This window comes from Spirosoma pulveris (assembly GCF_054781875.1).
Genome location: NZ_BAAGTO010000001.1, coordinates 271,033 through 291,101 on the forward strand (window position 1 = coordinate 271,033; position 20,069 = coordinate 291,101).

Genomic DNA, 20,069 nt, shown 5'->3' on the forward strand with positions numbered 1-20,069 from the left:
CTTCAACTATTCGCAGAATACTTTCCGGTTTTTCGAGAGAAGGTTATAACCCATCTGCTTTTCTACCTTACTGATAACTTTTCCGTAAATTTCATTTATACAGGACACCCTTTCGATGGTAATTTGATGTTAATTTCAGTAATTGATTCTTTTTCATTATGATTTTACCTCTTTCTGTAAGCAAAAGATGGAGGCTTAATTTGTCACTATGCCTGTTGATCAGTTAAAAGCGCTTGTCCAGGGTATTCATCCGCTCGTCGAGCAGGATTTAGACGATTTTATCAGCATTTGGCAACCGTTTATAGCGAGCCGCAAACAACAATTAACACTGGCAGGTCAGACTGAAAATTATCTCTACTTTGTGGTCGATGGCGTTCAGCGCGTCTATTATCTGGATCAACAGGACCGGGAAGCTACGCTGGTTTTTTCATATCCTCCCTCGTTTGGCGGAGTAGTTGATTCGTTCTTATTGCAACAGCCATCACGCTACTATTATGAAACGTTGACTCCGTCCAATTTCCTGAGGGCAACCTTTTCCAGCTTACAAACAGTAATGCAACGCAGGCCAGCAGTGGAAACCATGATTAGACTGGGAATCACCCATGCCATGTCAGGTGTACTGGAACGGCTGGTTGAAATTCAATGCTTCTCGTCAACCGATAAATTTCGAACATTGCTTCAGCGAAGCCCCCATATTTTACAGCTCGTTCCCCACAAGTATTTAGCCAACTATATTGGGGTCGATCCGACAAATTTTAGCAAATTGATCAACAGCATTAAGGTCTGAAATCTTGGTAAATACCAAGAACCAGGAACTGATGGATGCGCAACTTTACAGCGTATTAAATGGACTGATCATGCAAACAAAATTAATCCGTAAACGCGCGGCTCAGGGCTTTATCCTTTTATCGGCACTGGCTCTGCTATCGGTCAGCGCACTGGCCTTCTTCAATCCCCAATCGGTCATGGATCTGGTGGGTGTTAAGCTCACCAATACCGATGCGTTCAGCTCCATCCGTGGCGTGTATGGGGGAGTAGGTTTAACCCTGTTCATTACCCTGATTTACCTGATGGTATGGGATGTTCAGAAAGGTCTAGTATTTCTAAGTTTGTTATGGGGCTCATATGCGCTATCCCGCACCATCACCATATACGCGGAGGGAGCGTTAGGCGTTTTTGGGAAGCAGTGGCTTTTCATTGAGTCGATCTTCTGCCTGATCTCTATTCTCCTGTTATGGATAAATCTAAAAGGGAATTCCACATCCATTCTTCCCTCCAATGCAACCCATAGATAAGGCGTCCTGGCTGGCCTCGCTCGGCGGGCAAGTGGAGTGTCACATACAGGAGGCTCTACAGTATTTTCAAAACCTGGATGAAGATAGCCTCTGCCGACCTTCCCCAACGGGTGGCTGGAGTATCGCTCAGTGCCTGGCTCATCTCAATTCATACGGTTATTATTATTTGCCTTACCTGCAGAGAGGCATAGAAAGACAGCTGGCAAGCACGTCGGGTGATCCATATGTTCGCTCGTGGTTAGGTACCTTCCTGATCCGCTTAATGGATCCCGACCGGAGTCAAACTAAATTTAAGTCCATTAAACGACACCAGCCCACTCAGACCCTTGACCCGCATGCGATTGTGGCTACCTTCGTTGATCAACAGGAGGTCATGCTTGGGCTGTTGATTCGGGCCCAGCATGCTAATGTCAATGCCATTCGGATCCCCTTGTCCATTAGCCCCTTTATGCGCTTATCGGCAGGGGAAGTCTTTGAATTTCTGGTTATTCATACAAAACGGCACCTCATTCAGGCAAAACGAAACATATAGCCCATGGGACTTGGTTATAAAAAAAGTTTGCCTGCGACTGTGTGTTGCCTAAATAACCTGTTTCAATACATGTCAAGTAGAGCGCAATAGCGATGGTCAGCCATTGCGGTCTTCTTGAGAGCATACATAAATTGTTGCCGAATCATTAGTAAGGGTGTGTTTTGATTAGGTAGATTAAGTTTCTATGGTCTGCCGTTACAACTAGCCGGTTGACCAAATTTCTTCTTGCTTAGGTAATTCATTCCTCAATTGGTTCTCGCCTGGCAGTCACAACTGCCCACGCGTAGTTGGTGGCTTGCCGCTGCATTGATTGCACTTACCGAGCGAGTGGCCACTTTTTCATTCCAACCATTCTTCTGACAAAATCGGTCATTCAGTGTCCTTGTGGATTGGTTTCAACTACATCCGGCATTCGCTCACGTTAGTGGCTCATGTATTAGCCTTGCATGCCTTCAAATTACTTGTATAACTGAACAGTATAGTACGTTTGGCCTGGTTGGTAGGTATGTTCAGGAAATATCTATAGGCCGGGCCGATCAATGAAGAGTGAAAAGCCGTAAATGGTAAAACAAAAGCCAGACAACATGAAGTCACCTGGCTTTCTTTCTGCTCTGTGTGCAGTTTTATGGCTGCGTTTTAAGTGCATCTAATACTACTTCGAGCAAAATATACTGGTTAAACCAGGCAGCCAGTTAATTGTTTAAATTATAAGCCTATTTTCGGGTATTTTGAAAATTGAGGCTATTATTTTTCAGATTTTGCCATTGGTGACGGTGTACATAGCTTCAAGTAAACATATAATTTAGGGTATACGCCTGACTGAGTTGCCCAATTATGAGCTTAACTAAGCATGAATATGTAAAAGCTGGCAAGCCTCGGCTACTTTATGCTTTACCTGAGCCAGGGCTTCCTCTTTGTCTTCCTCGGTTAACGATGTAATGAAGGTCACGTACTCGCTTGTCAGAGCCGAGTCGATTAGACTTGCCGCATTGCCAACGCTATCCTTCTCCGTGGAAATGGTACTGTCCAGGTGGCTGATGCGCTCCCCAATAAGTTTAAGCTTTTCCTTGATTAAGTCGGGATTGTCGTGTTTGAGACCTAATAGCGTTGTGTAATCGTCCAGTATCTTCTTTTTAATCGGCTCGTTTTCCATGGGTAAAATAAGGGGTTAGTTTACTGCGTCTAACCTTGACTAACATCAGTCGCTAATGCATTGTTAGATTAAACCGGCAGCTCCTTAATATTCATTATCCAGATTAGGGAAATTAACTACTTGACTAATTGTAATGCCTGATGTTGGGGGGGTACATACGCGACGGATTGCAATCGTCAGGTAGCGGCTTCTGTAAATTCATCTACAAGCCGGATGCTTATTTATGACCAAGTTTGCTGCAGCCGGGCGTACAAGTCGAGTACTTGCTTCTTTTCATAATCGCTGCTGAGTGTTTGCTCGGCGTAGCTTACCAGAAGAGAAGCCTGCTGACTCAGAATCGGTTTGCGGTCTACTGAACAAACGGCCTCATTGACCAGTGCCAGTGCCCGCAACAACCGCCGGAAAACAGCGTGGTTCCCTTTGGCATTGATGCGGGGAAGGTCAAACGCCAGTCGGACATAATCCTCGAAACTAAAGCTGCGCAGCAGAACCCGCAGGTGTTTTCCATCGGAACGCAGTCGGGATGGAAACTCGCGTCGGGCCAGTCGTTCACTCACTGCGCCAAGATAATCCACGGCCATAATCGCGGTCGTTGTGTCGTTGATACCCGGTGAGAGGGCTTTCAGCGCTATATCGACCAACTGTTGAATGCCAAAGGCAACATCCTGTTCCACATTCCGGTGTCGGCCAATGCTCACAAACGTCATCAGGTCATTGGGCCAATCGGCTTCTGCCGGATCAGGCCGTTCCATACCACTACGAACGCTGAAGAGTACGGTTCCTTCGCCCACAAAAGCACCCATCTCTTTCTCAATACGAAGGACAACATGATTTCGGATCGCCCATTTGAGGAGACCATCTGTGTTGATGCGTTGCAGGTAGCCCGATTGGCTGGCTTCAACAGGATGCCAGCCCGTTTGCTCATCGGCATAATGGAGGGCGGCTTCTGCCTTTTGGGGGTCGTCGATGGGTTCGCCAAACCGATCGGGAAACAAATTCTCGATGGCTTTGCTGGTTTCGTGGAAAATATGCTGAACGATGGTGCCGGTCTGGAGTGATTCGGCGATGTGATGAATGAAAAAGATCAGGGCGGCTACACCACCCAGGGCCAGGATCAATCCCGCCAACACGGCCGTGGCAGGAACAAATTTTATTTCGTCGGTTCCGCGGATAGTACCCAGTACGATGAGGCAGTACGCAAAAACACTCACAAAATACCCCATCACCACTTGATTGATTCGGTCGCGCATGAAGTTGCGTAACACGCGGGGCGAATACTGGCTACTAACCTGAGTAATGGTAGCCAGCGTGAGGGAAAAGGCCAGTGCGGCCACCGTGAGCATGGAGCTGGAAATGGCTGATAACATACCTCTGGCACCGTCGGCTCCCGTGCCAAACAGCAAGGGAATTTGTTTTTGTCCCTGCCAGCTGGTATGCACATCGAACTCTACTAAACCGTAAGCCAGTCCAAATGACGTAAGTACCATCAAGCCGGGTACAAACCAGAGTGATTCCTTAAGCTGTTGCCAGTACTGTTGAAGCCGGGTCGTCATGGGTGGGTAGGCGAGGTGTGCTTTTACAAACCCGGCATTCTCAAAATGGTTTATCAGTCTTGATCGCCAATCTGCCTGATATGGGCTTCCGCCAAGACCAGCACGTTTCGGTCGCGTTCATCTACCGCATTGGCCATTTGAAATATTCAGTGAGTTTTGACGGTTTTTTCAGTGAGTGAACTTAAGATAGGCAAGCCCGGCTAACTGGCCAGGCTTGTTTCTGTATTGTCAACCGTATCCCGATTACTTCCTGTTAGGTAGTGGCAACGGAAGCTCTTCACCTGGTCTCGTTTCATTGGGTCTGGCCTGATAACCGCTACTAAGGCCGGACGCTATCCATAATATATCCCCTAAGGTTAATTCGGTGCCCGACAAAAAGCCGTACTCGGGTGTACGAAACAGCTCATCACCATGGGGAATGAGTCGAAACCACTCGTTGTCACCCATCTCATTAAATTCATGAGTAGCCACATAGTACTGGACGTCTTCCCGGGTGAGGGTAGGAATGAGATTGTTGGCCTGGGTTAGCATGATAGTATTATTTAAAGATGTTGTTTACCTATATAACGAAATAAGCTAGTGAAAATGTTTGCAATATGGTGCGAATTTACTCAAGAATCTGCCTTCAATTACCCCTAACCAGTAACCACAAGTTGACTTAGTGACAAAGTTGTTAACGCCCGATTTGATTATGAAAAATTAGTAGGTATGATTCATTCGCTCACGCCTTATATGGTCCCAAACCACCTTATTTTTAAAGTAAGACGCTAGCGAATAGTCGTTTAGGCTGCTGAACGGTATGTCCGGAAACTGAGCTAGTTTGGTTTGATGTCTATCTCAACCACCATGAACATTTTAATCGCTTCGTATCTAGTCACTTCTTCACCCTCCGGGGTGGTGACCTACTACCAAAAACTAGCCGCTGATCTGGCTATGGCCGGTTTTAAGGTTCATGTTGTCGATTCTTCCCATACGCCAACTATCTGGCGCAAATGCCTGGGCATTTTGAAACGCATCATGCGGCCCATGGGCGGCAGTGCCCGAGCAGCCTACGACGAGTTTGCCTATTTTACGGGCGTATACTTGTCGGTTCGCAACCTGCGCCATACTACATTCGACCTGATCCATGCCCAGGATGCCCGTTCTGGCGTGGCTGCCGGGCTGGCCCTGGGCAAGCATGTGCCCGTCATCCTGAGCTGTCATTTTAATGACGATCCTGTAACTGAATTAGCCCTTGGTTTTTCGTTGAAGCCCTGGGCAACGGCCCGACTCTCAAGCTGGTACCGGTATTTATTTTCCAGCATCCGCCACTATGTATTTAGTTCTGAATACGCCTACTCCAAATCCAGGCACCTCTTACCGGCTAACTTTAACAAATACATCCTCTACAATACAGTCGACTTGCGGGCTACGACTGACCAGTTGAGCCGATGTCCGTCTGATCAATTGCGCATCAGTAATGTAGGCTATATCGATCAGCGGAAAAACCAGCAATTACTGCTTCTGGTCGGTCATGAACTACGTCAGCGGGGCTATGTCGATTTTACGATCTGGCTGATCGGGGAGGGCCCACAGCGGCTAGCTTATGAGCAGCTGGCACTCTCGCTGGGTTTGGCCGAACAGGTTCGATTTTACGGCCAGCAGGCGACCCCCTGGGCGATAGTGGCCCAGTCGGATCTTTATGTGCATACAGCCCTGAATGATAATTGCCCGTTTGCTATACTGGAAGCGTTTGCGGTTGGCACACCGGTGCTGGCTCTGGCCGTAGGTGGTATTCCGGAAATGCTGCCAGTAGGTTCGGGCCTTCTGCCGGACGCGGATGTCAGCCGCCTGACAGATGAGGTGATTCGTTGTTTCGAGCCGTCCTATCGCGCCGGGTTAGCCATCGCCCAGTCAACGTTTGCCCATCAGCAATTCGACCACCAGACAAATCTGGAGAAGTTACTTTTGTTCTACCGGCAAGCAGTTGTATCACCTTTATCCTAAATTAATTGAAGTGCTGAATGCCCAAGGCGAGAGCTACGTTCTGGTCTAAAACAATTTGCTGAATGAGGGCAAATGATCGAAATACAATTCATAAGCAATTTCGCAAACCGTCAGTTTCATAGTTGATAAATTTTATATCCCTTTATCAATCAGCTTTTCGTGAATGTGTGCCGGGTGTTTTGACACGTCAATATCCTTAATACATTACTTAAATACTTGAGCGACAGGCTCAGTTGTTCGTCAGCCTAACGAATGGTTGGTAAACCCCTTTTATTAAATCTGAGGCCGTATGTCAGTAGGCCATTTTTTTAGATTCTACACTTATACGTACTTATATAAGGTGTCTACAGAGAGGCAAAAAAGTTATAGCCTGAAAGCGACACGTTTCAAAGGTTTCGTTCAGGGGGCGATGAGTAGCGGGCCTAAATTTTACAGATTTAAGTGCCATCAAAGCGGCCACAATTTTTAATGAACCGGCCCAAAATCCGCTTAATACAGCATACGTGATAAACTATTTCAGGTATTTTATAAAAGAGTTATTACTGTACATTTCGCTTTTGCAACTCACTGCCTGGGGCCATGCTCAGGGACTGACAATTAGCAGTAAAGTAGATGGAAATTGGACAGATACATCGATCTGGTCGTGTGGATGCGTTCCAGGCCCGGGCGATGTTGTTGTGTTGAAGCATACGATAACCCTGCCCGCAAGCCTGACTGTTTCAGTTAAATACTTTACCTACAGCGGAGGAAGTCTGGTTTTTAGTAAGGAAGCTTTTTTACATCTCGACCCTTCTGTGATTAGGTCCGTTCAGGATAGTAGCAAAACAATATTTCTCGAAAATAGAGACAATGATTTATTGGCCATAAATGCAAAAGATGGAACGGTAAAATGGAAAATAAAAAATTTGTCCGGCTACAATTACATAGGCGTAATGGCCGATCAGCAAAATGTTTATGCTAGTGATTTTGGAGGTATAGTTTATGCCTTTGATATAGAAACGGGAGCCAAAAAATGGAGTGTTCCAGTGAATGGTCTATCCAGTGGGCAATCCAGGCCTGAATTAACAGGGGACTTAATTTATGCGGGCAGCACTCAAAAAAACATATATATACTCAATCGATCCGATGGAACTCAAAAATCAGTAATATCAACTCCCAGGGGGGTACAACCCAGTTTAGTTGTAGCTGATCAAGTTGTCTATGCAGGTACGGAAGATTATGATAACAAATTCTACGCTTTCGACGCTACCACCGGTCAACAGAATTGGGTATATCCAGTTAAAAAATCGTTCTTCAGCAAACCGACTGTGACGGAGGGTATTGTGTACATGGCTTGATTGTGAAGTGTTGGAACAAGCCGTTGTATACGTACCAAATAATGAATCTATCGATCCACTTTTAGCCTTTTACAACAGGTGACTTTTCTGCGAGTCATAGATAAATGTATCACCGGCGTCATTCTCGTTTCGCTCACTACCGAATAGTTTCGTCTTATGAAGGATGTAGTTGAGTTTATTCACTTCCTTAATAAACTCAATTTGCCGAATCAGATTCGTAACGTCCTTTTTTTGGTTTATCGATATTGGCAAATCCTTTGTGAATTATTCTAAGCAGAAGGATTCTGAGAAAACCCTCCCGCTTAAGAGGAGGAAACATTCCTGAACCGATCTCAATTAAATTTTTTGTGGGCCTCATTGCTAACCGGCGTGAAGGAGTTTACCAGATCATCATCAAGATCTCGAAGCAGCAAGAACCGGTTACCCCAGGGCATAGTCGTCGGCTTGTGAGCGATCATCCCGCTCAGGTTGCTCATTAGTCTTTTAAATCTATAGAATAATTATCATATTGTCAGTAAAACCTTGGTTGTAAGTCCTTTGGCGAGTAGTGACTCTGTCTGAATTCTCCACTCTTAGCCCAATTAGCTCTTAACATCCAAAAAAACCTCTACTCATCCCGTCTGCTTCGGGCAGACTTCACCCATCCCTTGAGGTCGGCAGCTGTGCTAAAGCTCCGACAGCGATGCGCTCCGTTTTCCTACATTCGGGTCCACCCGAGTCGTCAACCCCTGCACCGGTTAACAATCTTAAATCTATCTACCCCTTATCGCATGACACGCTTCGTTACCTTCTGCCCAAACTCCGTCTACATCGGACTGAGCCGACTCTTTAGCTTTTTAGCCTGCTGCTGCCTCAGTCTGCTCACGGGCTGGGCCCAGGTCAGTTACGTTACTCCAACGGGCGCCGGCCAGCAAACCGGCACCGACTGGGCCAATGCCCTGCCCGGTCCAGCCCTGCAGGCCCGTTTGGCCAGTGCGGCTCCGGGTGCCGTGTTTCGCCTGGGGGCTGGTCTCTACAAGCCCTCTCAAACCGGGGTGCGTGCTTTATCCTTCCTGATTCCTGCGGGTGTTCAGGTTTATGGAGGCTATCAGGGTAGTGGGCCCGCCCCGGATCAGCGTATTGACTTCGCCATCGCCGACCAACCCAGCAGCACCACCCTGTCTGGCGATATTGATAACAATAACCAACTTGACGAGGGCAACAGCGATCACGTCGTTGTCTTTTCGCTCGCTTCGGAGCAGACCCGTCTGGACGGTGTGGTCATTACGGGCGGCAACGCCAGTCAACCCTACCGCAATCCCTCTCAACTCAGTTCTCATATTGGCGGAGGGGGCATCTACAATGAGGCTTACGGGGGCGATAGCAGCCCCACCCTGGAGAACTGCCTGCTGGTGAACAACAAGACGAGCGGTAGTGGCGGAGCTTTATTTAATGATCTCCAAAACGGTTCCAGCCGACTCAAGCTAATCAATACCGACTTCATCAACAATTCGGCCGAGTTGGGGGGCGCCTGGTATCAATATGCCGATAACAGTGCTGGGCTGAGCAGTCTGGCCACAAACTGCCGGTTCCTCAACAACACGGCCCAGTCCGGGGGGGCGGTATACACGGCCGTCTCTTTCGAGTTTAGTTCAGGGGGCGGCTCCATTGCCCCACGCTATATAAATTGTAGTTTCAGTGCCAATACAGCTACCGATCGGGGGGGCGCTTTCTGCACGGCCTCCCGCGGCACGAACTCCTTTACCACCCAGATTACCTTGCTTAACTGTACCCTGAGCGAAAATGCCGCACCCAGGGGAGGGGCTGTGTACAACACGGCCATACCGCTGTTTGTGCGGTACCTGTTGGTCATCAGCAAGGTGGACCTGCTCAACTGCATTGTCTGGAACAATGGGGGCATCAATGCTCTGGTAAATGACGATTATGTTCAGCCCCCGGGGGTAACCAGCGGGGGGCAGGGCGTTACTATATCGACCAATGGGCTGCTGGAAGCGGGGGCCGTGCTGACTTCAGGAACGGATAACCGGTTCATCACCAGTTCACCCTTCGCCAGTGACCAGAGCCTGCAACTGGGCGCCTGCTCGCCGGCCATCAACACCGGCTCGACGGCGTTATACACGAGCCTGAACGGTCCTGCCATCGATTTGGCGGGCAATGCCCGAATCTTCCCCGGCGGGGGCCAGCTGGATCTGGGGGCTTATGAATTCCAGCAGGCCAGTGCCTGTCCTCCCGCTTTGCGGGTAACGCAGTTTTGGCTCATCAATGCGGATACCGATCAGCCTATCCGGGAGCTTACCCAGGGTGCTGTTGTAAATCTTGCCAGCCTGCCCACGCGTCATATCAACATCCAGGCGGTGACCGAACCGGCCACGACGGGTTCAGTGGTCTTTGCATTGAGCGGTCAGCAGACCAATCAAAATACGGAGACGGTAATGCCGTACGCCCTCTTTAGTGACAACCAGGGAGATTATCAAAGCTGGACTCCAGCCGCTGGGAGTTACAGCCTAACGGCTACCCCATACGCGGGGGCGGGGGGGACGGGTGCCATCGGAACGCCCTTAACGGTGTCCTTTTCGGTGTTAGATCCGCCCAGTGATCAGCAGCTGACCCAGTTTTGGCTTATCAATGCCGATACCGATCAGCCTATCCGGGAGCTAACCGATGGGCAGGAACTTGACCTGGACAAGTTACCGACTCGCCAACTCAATATCCGGGCGATGACCGAACCGGCAGACCAGGGCTCGGTGGTCTTTTCGTTGACTGGCCGACAGCAGTACCAGCAGGTTGAAAACGTAGCTCCCTTCGCTTTATTCACCGATAATGGCGGAGATTATGCCGGCTGGACACCAGAGTTGGGCGACTACAGCTTGACAGCAACACCCTACAGCGGTTTGGGCGGCAGCGGAGCAATGGGCATCCCTTTTACAGTGCATTTCAGGGTGATCAACTCAGGTGCTGCTCGCCTGGCGGCCGCTCGACCCGAGAACCCTCTGACCGAGGGCTGGCAGGTTCAGGTGCTAGGCAACCCGGTCATCGGTAACGAGGTAGAAGTTGTAGTGAGCGGGGCTCCGGGCGAGTCTCTACGCTATGAGCTTCTTGATGGGAGCGGGCGGGCAGTGCAGACCCATCACGTACAGCAGTCAGGCTCCTTGGAACGACAGCGGCTGAACATCGGCAGTCAGGGAGCTGGTTCGCTGCTTCTGCGGGTAAGCACCCCAACCCGCAGCCAAACGGTGAAGATTCTAAAGCAGTAAGCTCTTGTTCACGCCGTCGCCCGGGCTTAGGCGACGGCGTGAATTAGACTGAAATTGAAACGTGGGTATTGGGCAAAATACGCCCAGCCAGATACAATAAACAGATTATACTTCTGCTACTTGAAGCAGACAACTGATGAAATTGTGTATCAACCCGCTTTTTAGATATTACGATTGTTGCGCTTGTTTGTCTTTCCTAACCTTACTCTTATCGAATGATCTCTTCTTCTCCAATTTCTTCCTCAACTCTTCAGGACCTTCGCTCACCTAAGCCAGGTCGAGCGACCTGGCTTAGCCGGGGGTGGCTAGTCGCTTTATTATTGATCAGTCTCAGTCGTGGGGGCTGGGGGCAGTGTTTCAAGGCAACAACGGTTTCGCTCAGCCAAACGACACCGCCCGCTGCTGTGAACCCCTTTTCCGTCGCGGTGGGCGACTTTAATGGTGATGGCAAGCTCGATCTGGTCACGGCAAACGCCGGTTCTAACAACGTCTCCGTTCTACAGGGTAATGGCAGTGGGGGCTTTGGTACGGTGGGTAACTTTGCCGTTGGAGAAGGTCCTTTTTCCATCGCTCTGGGTGACTTTAACGGTGATGGTCGAGCTGACATCGCTACCGCAAACAGTCGTTCTCAAGATGTCTCAGTGCTGCTTAGCCAGGTCAGTGGGGGCTTTAGCATGGCGCCAAGTGTGCCCCTGGGTGGCAGTCCCAGTGCCGTTGCGGTGGGCGACTTCAACGGGGATGGCCGAACCGATCTGGCTGTAGCCAACTTTTCGTTTAATATTGTCTCGGTGTTGCTGGGCACTGGCCGAGGAGATTTTAGTAAAGCTCCGGATGCGCCCCTGGGTGGTAGCCCCCTTGCCCTTGCCGTGGGCGACTTCAACGGTGACGGCCGGGCCGACATCGCCACAACAAGCGGGCGGGCGGGCAATGTCTCGGTGTTGCTGGGTCTTGGCAACGGAGAATTTGAACCGGTGAGCAACTTTACCGTCGGTAATGGTCCTGAGTCCGTAGCTGTGGGCGACTTCAATGGCGATGGCCGCACCGATCTGGCCACTGCAAATGCCAATTCGAATACGGTTTCGGTGTTGCTGGGCACTGGCCGAGGAGACTTTAGTCAGGCTTTGAACGTGGCCGTTGATAATGTTCCCAAGTCGATAGCGGTGGGCGATTTCAACAGCGACGGCCGCACTGATCTGGTCACCGGAAACTCAGTTTCTAACAACGTCTCAGTGTTGCTGGGCCAGGGGAACGGAGACTTTAGCCGGGGTACGAGCGTGGCCGTCGGTGATGCGCCCAATTCAGTTGTAGTGGGTGACTTTAGTGGGGATGGTAAGCCTGACCTGGCTACTGCCAATTTTTCTTCCAACAACGTCTCTGTGCTGACTAGCTGTGCCACGCCAAGCCCACCCTTCAGTATCACTGGCGTGACAACAGTCAGCTGCGCAACGGTGACAGCTGGTGAGCGCAGGCTAACTTTCACACCCCAGTACGCGGGTCTCAACGGGCAACCCATCCGTTTCGCAGTAATTAACCAGTTGCCGTTTACTACCTCGCCGGGGCCTTACACGTTACAGGTATTCACTAGCTACCCCACTATCACCCTGAGCGCTCAGCAAGGAGGTACCATAGCTACCTACCGCTACAACTGGCTAGCGGGCTGCCAGGCGTCGGGCCGATTAGGAACCCCCGAAGCTGGTCCGGACTTACAGGTGCGGGTTTTGGGCAACCCCTTGACAGGGGAGGTTATCCAGGTCGAGGTGCGGGGCGCTGCTGACCAACCTCTGCGGTTGCAACTGAGCGACCCGGCCGGTCGTCCGGTGAGTGAGCGGTGGGTAGAGCAGGCTGGCGGGGTCGAGTCTCAAGGCTTACCCGTGGGCAGCCAACCGGCCGGTCTTCTCTTCCTGCGGGTGAGCACCTCAACTCAGAGCCAAACGCTGAAGGTGCTTAAACGCTAACCCGCCTTTGCGCGGAAAGTAAGCGGCCCCATCCAGTCAGGAGATGGGGCCGCTTCTTGCATGAATGCGACTAACTGGAGCCTACCGTTGGTGAAAGATCAGCTTCTCACCAGGGCTCCCCAATGAGGGTCAATACGAACCGGTACACGTTGAATCTGGAAGTTGCCTGCACTAGTCAACAAACGCCGATGACCTTACTAATTTTGTTGGAAATATTTGGTATATCGGTGGTCGAGCGATTGTTCCCGTGTGAGCCAGGGCGAACGCTCCTGTATGTGCTTCTCATAGGGGGTAGTAGGCATATAATATAGTCTTAACCACAAAGCCTTGTATCCTTTGATGCGGCTTTGTTAACGGTTGACGTCTAAACACGTTCTTCATCACCCAAACAGCTATTCGTTCCACAAAAGGAACTGGCTTCATGAAGTAGGGCGACGGTCTGGGGGCTAGGCCGGTAAGTAGACACGGAACGTGGCCCCCTGCTGGCCGCTGATTCTATGTAATAACTAGTATTGGAAATGTATCTGAAAATGTGCCTACCCGGGATGGTAGCTGGTTGCATGGCCATAAACCGGCCATGTGTTGATCCAGTAAAATTAGATGGGGAAGCGGACTCAACCGAAGCCGCTCGTTCAGCAAGTGGCTGCCTGAAGCAAACAGCGCTAGCGAGCAGTCGGTAAGCTGTTGTTTGAAGAGTCTAACCTATAATGTTTCCTATTTCCTAGTCACATCGAATTAGTAAGATTTCAATTGCAGTCGCCCAAGAAGCCCGTTATTATTTTATAAGTCATCAGCCCAATCTATCCAAGGTTTAGGAAACACAAGAATTTGCTGTCCATACTGTTTGAATATTCGTATCACTACCTTCCAGGCTGTTTTTACCTCTTGAGGAATTACGTGGCTGTCAAGAATACTTTTAACGTGAGCAGCAAGTTCATCTGGCATTAAAGCCAGGTGCATAAATGACTCCGCAATAAACTCTTTTAGCGCATCTGACTGGTATTTCTGTCGGGATTCTGGACCACGAGGCCGAGCCCGACTTGCAAGCCCCTGATTTCTACCGTATTCTTGCTTTTGGTATTCACCCAGATCAACCCCGAAAAAGTAATTGCTATTTTGCTTAATGACGTTAAACGCTTCTTCAAGAGCTAGGCCTTCTTGCGTTTTAATTCCTGAATCGTCTACTTGTAGAAGTCTTTGTAATGAAGCGTGCCCTAGTTCATGAACGATTATGCGCATAAAAGAGGTTTTCTTTGCCTCCCCTGGGTTGATGCGAACCGTTCGTTTATTAAAATCAAAAACCCCTCCTCCATCACCTCTGCTATCTTCTAAAGAAATCTCTTTCAATAACCCGCCTAGAACGTTCCCCCTTTGAAATGCGTCAAGCAATCCAGGATGAGTTATAAAAAAATCCAATAACCCTTGCGCATTTTCTATACTTATTACGCTATCATTAGCATTTGAAAGTACTAAGTTCTTACTTTCCAAGAGCTTACATAGATTCAATAGAGGAACTGATTGCTGATCCCATGCATCCATACCGGTAAGATCAACTCCTCTGAAATCTAGCTGAAAAGGCAACTCTGTCTTTGCCGAATGTGATCCGCTTTCATCATCTATTAACAGCACTTTTTTAGCGCTATAACTTGCTCTAAGTTCATGAACATCCGGCTCTATTAATTGTAAAGGGACTATTGAGAGCGTATCCGATCCTTGCTCAAGCGATCTTTTCTCTTGATCAAGGATCGTGCGTAGGCCTTGAATCTGGTCTAGTTTTAAAGTGTCCCGCTTTTTAGATTTTTCGCCTTGTAGTCGTCTCTCCCAAGCCTCAAGAGCCAAATAAATAGTACGCAGGAGGGCTAATTTAGCTGGTTCTGAATGCAGTGCAGCCTTATTATATTTCTCAATGGCAGCATTGACTTTTGTTCGTCCGTCTTTTGAAAAGAGGCCTCCACTACTTTTTGTACTTCCATTTTTCTTTGTCAGAATTGGTATTTGCCTGGTTTGTTTTATCGGAAAATCCATAGACATAGTTGTTTAGTAGCTACGCTAAGATAGATAAAATGTAGATAATCAGCATCTTCACTCAAAAGATGTAACCGGCGAGCCTATGTTTAAGATAGATCTAACCCTTACCGTGTTCAATCTGGACCAAAGACGGTAAGTTGGCCAAACAGCTTGACGATGCCAGTGAGGGGTTACTAATTTTTGACTCGGAAATGGAAGCTATACTCAAACAAAGATTTTGACAGTTAGCCACTTACTTACGGATGGTGATGTAACGTAATGGGTATATAACCAATCTCTGGATATGTTCCTAAGTGGAACGAAGTAGTGATTGAGTAGTTAATTCTTTGAGCGGACGTTTTCTAGGACAAATTTCAGTATAGAAAGCGCCTGCTTTCTTTTAGTAACTGGTTATCCCCAGGCGCTTAATTGCACGAACCGGCTTGGATTCACTTATTCATTCTTATTGATGAAAACCCTTTTTTGGATGGGCATGGCTGCGCTTCTCATCAGCGCATGGATCGCTCGTGAACAGGCTGTCAGCCCCTCATCAGCCGCTGCCAGACCCAACGTTTTGTTCATCCTGACCGACGACCAGGGCTGGGGTGACCTGAGCTTACATGGGAATCGATTTGTTGAAACGCCCAATCTCGACCGACTGGCCCGCAGTGGAGCCCAGTTCGAACACTTTTTCGTCAGCCCGCTTTGTGCGCCCACCCGCGCCAGTCTGCTTACGGGCCGCTACCACCTCCGCACCGGAACGGTTTCGGTCAGTCAGGGATGGGAGCGAATGCGTGGCGCTGAGCTCACCCTGGCCGAGGTGTTCCGCCAGAACGGCTATGCCACCGGCTGTTTTGGCAAATGGCACAACGGTGAACATGCCCCAGAAGACCCCAATAGTCAGGGGTTCGATGAGTTTCTGGGCTTCTGTGCAGGCCACTGGAATAATTACTTTGATACTGACTTGCAGTGTAACGACCGGATGGTGTCCACCAAAGGATATATTACCGATGTGTTGACCGATGCCGCCCTGAACTTTATGCGTCAGCACAAAACCACCCCTTTTTTCTGTTATGTGCCGTTCAATGCCCCCCACAGCCCTCACCAGGTGGCGGACCGGTATTTTGATAAGTATAAAGCCAAAGGCCTCGACGATGAGCAAGCCAGTATCTACGGCATGGTTGAAAACATCGATGATAACGTGGCTCGGCTGTTAGCTGGACTGGACCAGCTGAATTTGGCCCAAAACACGATTGTTGTGTTTGCAACTGATAATGGTCCCAACGGCCACCGCTTCAATGGGGAGATGAAGGGCATCAAGGGGTCGGTCGATGAAGGGGGCGTGCGTGTGCCGCTCTTCGTGCGATGGCCGGGTAAGATACGGCCCCAGACCCGGATTCGGCCTAATACCGCCCACATCGACCTACTGCCGACACTGGTCGGCTTGTGTGGGTTGCGCTTTAGGCCTGCCAACCCCATCGATGGTCGCAGCCTAGCGGCTCTGTTGCTGGGACGGACTGATACACTGCCCGATCGCCTGCTGTTTACTCACGTTGCCGGCATGAGCGCGGGCCGCCTTGCGGCACAGCCAGGGGCAGTTCGCACAGCACAATACCGGTTGGTCCTGGAAAAGGAGCAGGTCCATTTGTACGATATGCTTAGCGATCCGTCGCAGTCGAGGAATCTGGCAACCGGGCAGCCTAAACAGGTGCAAACACTGCAAGCCGCCTACGAGCACTGGTTCCGGGACGTATCCCAAACGATAAATCTTTCCCGGCCTGTGCCGGTGGCGGGTCGACGGGTATTGCTACAGGCCCCGGAGGCTCATTTTTCGGGTAAGGTACACTACAAACAGGGCAACGGTTGGGCGAATGACTGGCTCATTAACTGGCAGTCACAAGCCGATTCAATTTGGTGGAATGTGGCCGTTGAGCGGCCCGGGGTATATCAATTGAGCCTGCAATATACCGCTCCGGCTGCCGCTCGTGGAACGCTGCTGACAATTACCGCTGGTAATCAGACACTACAACAAACGATACAAACCAGTTTCGACCCGCCCCTGATCCCCAGCCCGGACCGGATTCCTCGTAAAGAGGTTTACGAGAAGCCCTGGGCCTGGTTGGGGTTAGGGAAGCTTAAGCTGTCTGCTGGGCGTCACCGGATTTTGATGCAGGCAGGACCGGTCCCAAATGGGCAGGTGGCCGAAGTAAAAGCGCTCTTGCTTACCGCTTCAGACTAGTCTGCTTTCAAAATAAAATCACTCGTTTTTGTCGATATATTCCGACAATCAATTGTACTGCCTGTTTGATAAATAACCAAGTACTACCCATAACATACGCGTTTGGGGTGAACACCTCTGGCAGCGGGGCCAGAGGTTAACCAACCTCCTCCCATAGTTCGATGCTGTTCCCTTCAGGATCCTGGATATGAACAAATTTTCCATACTCAGAAACCGCAATTTCATCCAGGATAGTTACTCCCGCACTTTTTAGCTGCTCAACCAACTCGTCAAGCTGCTCCACCCGGTAATTGATCATAAATTCCTTTGAAGAGGGTCCAAAGTAAGTCGTGTCTTTGGCAAAGGTGGCCCAAATAGTGGTTTTTTCTTTGTTCGGCTCTTCAGCATCGCGCCATTTGAAAATGGTTCCGTACTCCGCCACCGGTAAACCCAGATGACGGGCATACCACTCATTCATGCGATGCGGGTCATCACATTTGAAAAAGATGCCACCTATTCCCGTTACTTTTTTCATGTTTAGTCGTTTCAGTTCGTGTTGCCAATACTAACACCGTCAAAACGTAATCTATTTCCGTTGTTACCCCATTTAGCGAGTTGAGGAGGGAAGACCAGGCAAATTGCCCAAAACTGAGGCCGTTAGCGGAATTGTATAAGCCGTCCAGTGATGTTAAAGGGTAGGTGTGTGAAACATATTCAACAAAGGCAGGTCAATCGGATTCGTCACCTCCCTAGTATATACTTTGCCTATCCGGGGTACTGCGCAGGACGAGCAGCAACGTCAGCTCAGTTATTTTGAACGAGTGTTGGTCAGCAATGCCATAACTTTATGTGTTTCTCCAGGCGATAAGCAACTTGTCAGAGTAAAGGCAGCGGTCTCCAAACAAAACGAAATTAGTCCGGGAGCAATGAATCACACGTTGATTATTAGAAGAGTATACCCGCAGGCGAAAATTTGAAGAAGGGTCGGTTACAATTTGTATGCGACTGATGGCGCTGACAGGCCATTCTACTGGTTAGGCTGCTTGACTGGGACGCTTAGCTATTCGTGTTGATCACTTCGTAACGGGCACGTACAAACATGAATATGCCGTAGCAAAACATGCCCAGAGCGACGGCACCCAGCATAAACGAGCCGTAACTGGCTTTCTCCAGAAAGGCAAACGCACGGCTACTGCCTCCGGCCTGGCTGGCATTTGCCTCCATGGCCGCTTTTATACATAAGTATCCGATCAGCCCCCAGACGATGCCCCGGGCTATATACCCAATCTTGCCGGACCGGATAATCATCTCCTTCATTTCGGTTTTGATAGAGGAGGTCCGGACATTCTTCAAGTATTTGCCCGACAAGGCGCGGTAAATCTGGTACACACCAATACCAATGATACACAGCCCAATGAAGCCGACAAGCCACTGTCCAACCGGTTTCTGCAGCACTTCCCGAAGGAGGGTCTGGCGCGAACTATCTCCGCCCTGATTACCCTGGCTACCCAGTACCATCCGGAAAGAACCATAAGCCAGGAACCCATAGACTACCCCGCTGAAAGCATAGCCAATTCGACGACCAATGCCCTTGGCATCGGTCCCTTTGTGCTCGTTATCGAGAAACGCCTGCGTTAGCCGCCAGAGGGCGTAGCAGACTAAACCGACAGCCACCAGTGCCAGCAAAACCTGTCCAAACGGTTGCTCCAGAATAAATCGAAAGACTCCCTGTTTGTTGAGATTTTGTTCCGAACGGCCGCCGATTTCAAACGCAGCCATAAAAGCCAGTATGCCCACCAGGCAGTAAACAACTCCTTTGGCAACCAGGCCAAGCTTGGCAAACCGCTTTACCCATTCAGGCTGGGTCGTGGGTAAGTGGGATGATAGGCTGGATAAGTTAGTCATCTAAATCAATTTATTCGGTCTTCTGTAATTGATAAAATTGATTTTAGCTACTAATTGTTTTAGGCTTGGCTGCGGTACAAGCTGGTGAGGGTTGAAGGAGGGTGATGTTAGCCAAGAGCGGGCTGATTCTCCAACAGATGGACTCACCGCCGACCTTTGCTGCATAGCGTATTTGACCTATTGATGATTATATGACTGTATTTATGACCATTGGCTAAACAACTGACCAACGGTGTTTTTAATACTGATTTATTCGTGGCAAGGACACAATTCGGATAATAAAATCCTGAACTGATATGCAACGAAATAGCTTTTTGAAAGCCTGCCTGGTAACAACTACCTTTTTAGCCTCTCCATTCGTATGGGCAGCCGACACCCTAAAGCGCTACCGGGTTGACAAAGGTTTTAAAGTCGATGCGGGCAATGACCGTTTCAACCATGCCATTTCCCTTTTTGATGGCGATACCTTTATGACGAAGGTATCCACCAAAGACACCAATGGGGATCTGTATGTTTATGAATCCACTCGTGTAAAAGAAGGTGGCCCCGCTCTGCACACCCACTTCGATCAGGATGAGATGTGGTACGTACTGGAAGGGGAATTTTTGATTAAGGTGGGTGAGGTTATTTATCAGGCCAAGGCTGGTGATAGCGTGTTTGGCCCGCGAAACGTGCCGCATTGCTTTGCCAAAATAGGCACCGGTAATGGCCGGTTATTGATGACCTTCCAGCCAGCGGGTAAAATGGAAACGTTTTTTCAAAAGGTAAGCGAAGGGGCATTAAAAACGATGAGTGAAGCAGACCAGGACAAATTCCGGGAGGAACATGGGTTTAAACGGGTAGGCCCTCCAATCAATCAGTTGAAAAAATAGCC

At 49.4% G+C, this 20,069-nt stretch carries 15 protein-coding genes; 9 read left to right on the forward strand and 6 right to left on the reverse strand.

What is annotated here, in order from left to right; genetic code table 11:
* Positions 1-208 precede the first annotated feature (208 nt).
* From ACYVJM_RS01085 to ACYVJM_RS01095, 3 genes are all read left to right on the forward strand, one after another.
* Complete coding sequence (locus tag ACYVJM_RS01085; protein WP_461146358.1) at positions 209-787, forward strand: Crp/Fnr family transcriptional regulator; 579 nt, start codon at positions 209-211, stop codon at positions 785-787.
* 70 nt (positions 788-857) lie between these two features.
* Positions 858-1,295 (forward strand): DUF4345 domain-containing protein, encoded by a 438-nt coding sequence (locus ACYVJM_RS01090; RefSeq protein ID WP_461146359.1) that lies wholly within the window; start codon positions 858-860, stop codon positions 1,293-1,295.
* Positions 1,279-1,827 (forward strand): DinB family protein, encoded by a 549-nt coding sequence (locus ACYVJM_RS01095; protein WP_461146360.1) that lies wholly within the window; start codon positions 1,279-1,281, stop codon positions 1,825-1,827. The genes ACYVJM_RS01090 and ACYVJM_RS01095 overlap by 17 nt, the downstream gene beginning before the upstream one ends.
* An 844-nt stretch (positions 1,828-2,671) precedes the next feature.
* On the opposite strand, the gene ACYVJM_RS01100 is transcribed toward ACYVJM_RS01095, so the two are convergent.
* The 3 genes from ACYVJM_RS01100 to ACYVJM_RS01110 form a co-directional block, all read right to left on the reverse strand.
* Positions 2,672-2,980: a hypothetical protein gene (locus ACYVJM_RS01100; protein WP_461146361.1), complete on the reverse strand. Its 309-nt coding sequence runs from the start codon at positions 2,978-2,980 to the stop codon at positions 2,672-2,674.
* 221 nt (positions 2,981-3,201) lie between these two features.
* Positions 3,202-4,533 (reverse strand): DUF2254 domain-containing protein, encoded by a 1,332-nt coding sequence (locus tag ACYVJM_RS01105; protein ID WP_461146362.1) that lies wholly within the window; start codon positions 4,531-4,533, stop codon positions 3,202-3,204.
* A 243-nt stretch (positions 4,534-4,776) separates the two neighbouring features.
* Positions 4,777-5,064: a hypothetical protein gene (locus ACYVJM_RS01110; protein ID WP_461146363.1), complete on the reverse strand. Its 288-nt coding sequence runs from the start codon at positions 5,062-5,064 to the stop codon at positions 4,777-4,779.
* Between the two features lie 315 nt (positions 5,065-5,379).
* Between ACYVJM_RS01110 and ACYVJM_RS01115 the strand changes: the two genes are divergently transcribed.
* The 4 genes from ACYVJM_RS01115 (at position 5,380) to ACYVJM_RS01130 (ending at position 13,065) form a co-directional block, all read left to right on the forward strand.
* Complete coding sequence (locus ACYVJM_RS01115) at positions 5,380-6,519, forward strand: glycosyltransferase family 4 protein (protein WP_461146364.1); 1,140 nt, start codon at positions 5,380-5,382, stop codon at positions 6,517-6,519.
* Positions 6,520-7,076: 557 nt separating this feature from the next.
* Entirely contained in the window at positions 7,077-7,856 is a 780-nt protein-coding gene (locus tag ACYVJM_RS01120; RefSeq protein ID WP_461146365.1) for an outer membrane protein assembly factor BamB family protein, read from the forward strand.
* A gap of 770 nt (positions 7,857-8,626) precedes the next feature.
* Positions 8,627-11,110, forward strand: coding sequence for a choice-of-anchor Q domain-containing protein (locus ACYVJM_RS01125; protein ID WP_461146366.1), 2,484 nt, complete (start codon positions 8,627-8,629; stop codon positions 11,108-11,110).
* A 215-nt stretch (positions 11,111-11,325) separates the two neighbouring features.
* On the forward strand, positions 11,326-13,065 hold the full coding sequence (locus tag ACYVJM_RS01130) for a T9SS type A sorting domain-containing protein (protein WP_461146367.1): 1,740 nt from the start codon (positions 11,326-11,328) through the stop codon (positions 13,063-13,065).
* Between the two features lie 780 nt (positions 13,066-13,845).
* On the opposite strand, the gene ACYVJM_RS01135 is transcribed toward ACYVJM_RS01130, so the two are convergent.
* Positions 13,846-15,090: a hypothetical protein gene (locus ACYVJM_RS01135; RefSeq protein WP_461146368.1), complete on the reverse strand. Its 1,245-nt coding sequence runs from the start codon at positions 15,088-15,090 to the stop codon at positions 13,846-13,848.
* Between the two features lie 451 nt (positions 15,091-15,541).
* Between ACYVJM_RS01135 and ACYVJM_RS01140 the strand changes: the two genes are divergently transcribed.
* A complete protein-coding gene (locus ACYVJM_RS01140) occupies positions 15,542-17,311 on the forward strand; it encodes an arylsulfatase (RefSeq protein ID WP_461146369.1) in 1,770 nt (589 codons plus the stop codon).
* A 136-nt stretch (positions 17,312-17,447) separates the two neighbouring features.
* Here the strand turns inward: ACYVJM_RS01140 and ACYVJM_RS01145 are convergent, their stop codons facing one another.
* Positions 17,448-17,825, reverse strand: a complete 378-nt coding sequence (locus tag ACYVJM_RS01145) for a VOC family protein (RefSeq protein WP_461146370.1) — start codon at positions 17,823-17,825, stop codon at positions 17,448-17,450.
* 521 nt (positions 17,826-18,346) lie between these two features.
* Complete coding sequence (locus tag ACYVJM_RS01150) at positions 18,347-19,195, reverse strand: DUF1206 domain-containing protein (RefSeq protein WP_461146371.1); 849 nt, start codon at positions 19,193-19,195, stop codon at positions 18,347-18,349.
* Between the two features lie 296 nt (positions 19,196-19,491).
* Between ACYVJM_RS01150 and ACYVJM_RS01155 the strand changes: the two genes are divergently transcribed.
* Positions 19,492-20,067 (forward strand): cupin domain-containing protein, encoded by a 576-nt coding sequence (locus ACYVJM_RS01155; protein WP_461146372.1) that lies wholly within the window; start codon positions 19,492-19,494, stop codon positions 20,065-20,067.
* Positions 20,068-20,069: the final 2 nt, after the last annotated feature.

Coding starts and splice junctions, on each gene's coding strand:
- ACYVJM_RS01085 (WP_461146358.1), top strand. CDS start 209: ATGCCTGTTGATCAGTTAAAAGCGCTTGTCCAGGGTATTCATCCGCTC.
- ACYVJM_RS01090 (WP_461146359.1), top strand. CDS start 858: ATGCAAACAAAATTAATCCGTAAACGCGCGGCTCAGGGCTTTATCCTT.
- ACYVJM_RS01095 (WP_461146360.1), top strand. CDS start 1,279: ATGCAACCCATAGATAAGGCGTCCTGGCTGGCCTCGCTCGGCGGGCAA.
- ACYVJM_RS01100 (WP_461146361.1), bottom strand. CDS start 2,980: ATGGAAAACGAGCCGATTAAAAAGAAGATACTGGACGATTACACAACG.
- ACYVJM_RS01105 (WP_461146362.1), bottom strand. CDS start 4,533: ATGACGACCCGGCTTCAACAGTACTGGCAACAGCTTAAGGAATCACTC.
- ACYVJM_RS01110 (WP_461146363.1), bottom strand. CDS start 5,064: ATGCTAACCCAGGCCAACAATCTCATTCCTACCCTCACCCGGGAAGAC.
- ACYVJM_RS01115 (WP_461146364.1), top strand. CDS start 5,380: ATGAACATTTTAATCGCTTCGTATCTAGTCACTTCTTCACCCTCCGGG.
- ACYVJM_RS01125 (WP_461146366.1), top strand. CDS start 8,627: ATGACACGCTTCGTTACCTTCTGCCCAAACTCCGTCTACATCGGACTG.
- ACYVJM_RS01130 (WP_461146367.1), top strand. CDS start 11,326: ATGATCTCTTCTTCTCCAATTTCTTCCTCAACTCTTCAGGACCTTCGC.
- ACYVJM_RS01135 (WP_461146368.1), bottom strand. CDS start 15,090: ATGGATTTTCCGATAAAACAAACCAGGCAAATACCAATTCTGACAAAG.
- ACYVJM_RS01140 (WP_461146369.1), top strand. CDS start 15,542: ATGAAAACCCTTTTTTGGATGGGCATGGCTGCGCTTCTCATCAGCGCA.
- ACYVJM_RS01145 (WP_461146370.1), bottom strand. CDS start 17,825: ATGAAAAAAGTAACGGGAATAGGTGGCATCTTTTTCAAATGTGATGAC.
- ACYVJM_RS01150 (WP_461146371.1), bottom strand. CDS start 19,195: ATGACTAACTTATCCAGCCTATCATCCCACTTACCCACGACCCAGCCT.
- ACYVJM_RS01155 (WP_461146372.1), top strand. CDS start 19,492: ATGCAACGAAATAGCTTTTTGAAAGCCTGCCTGGTAACAACTACCTTT.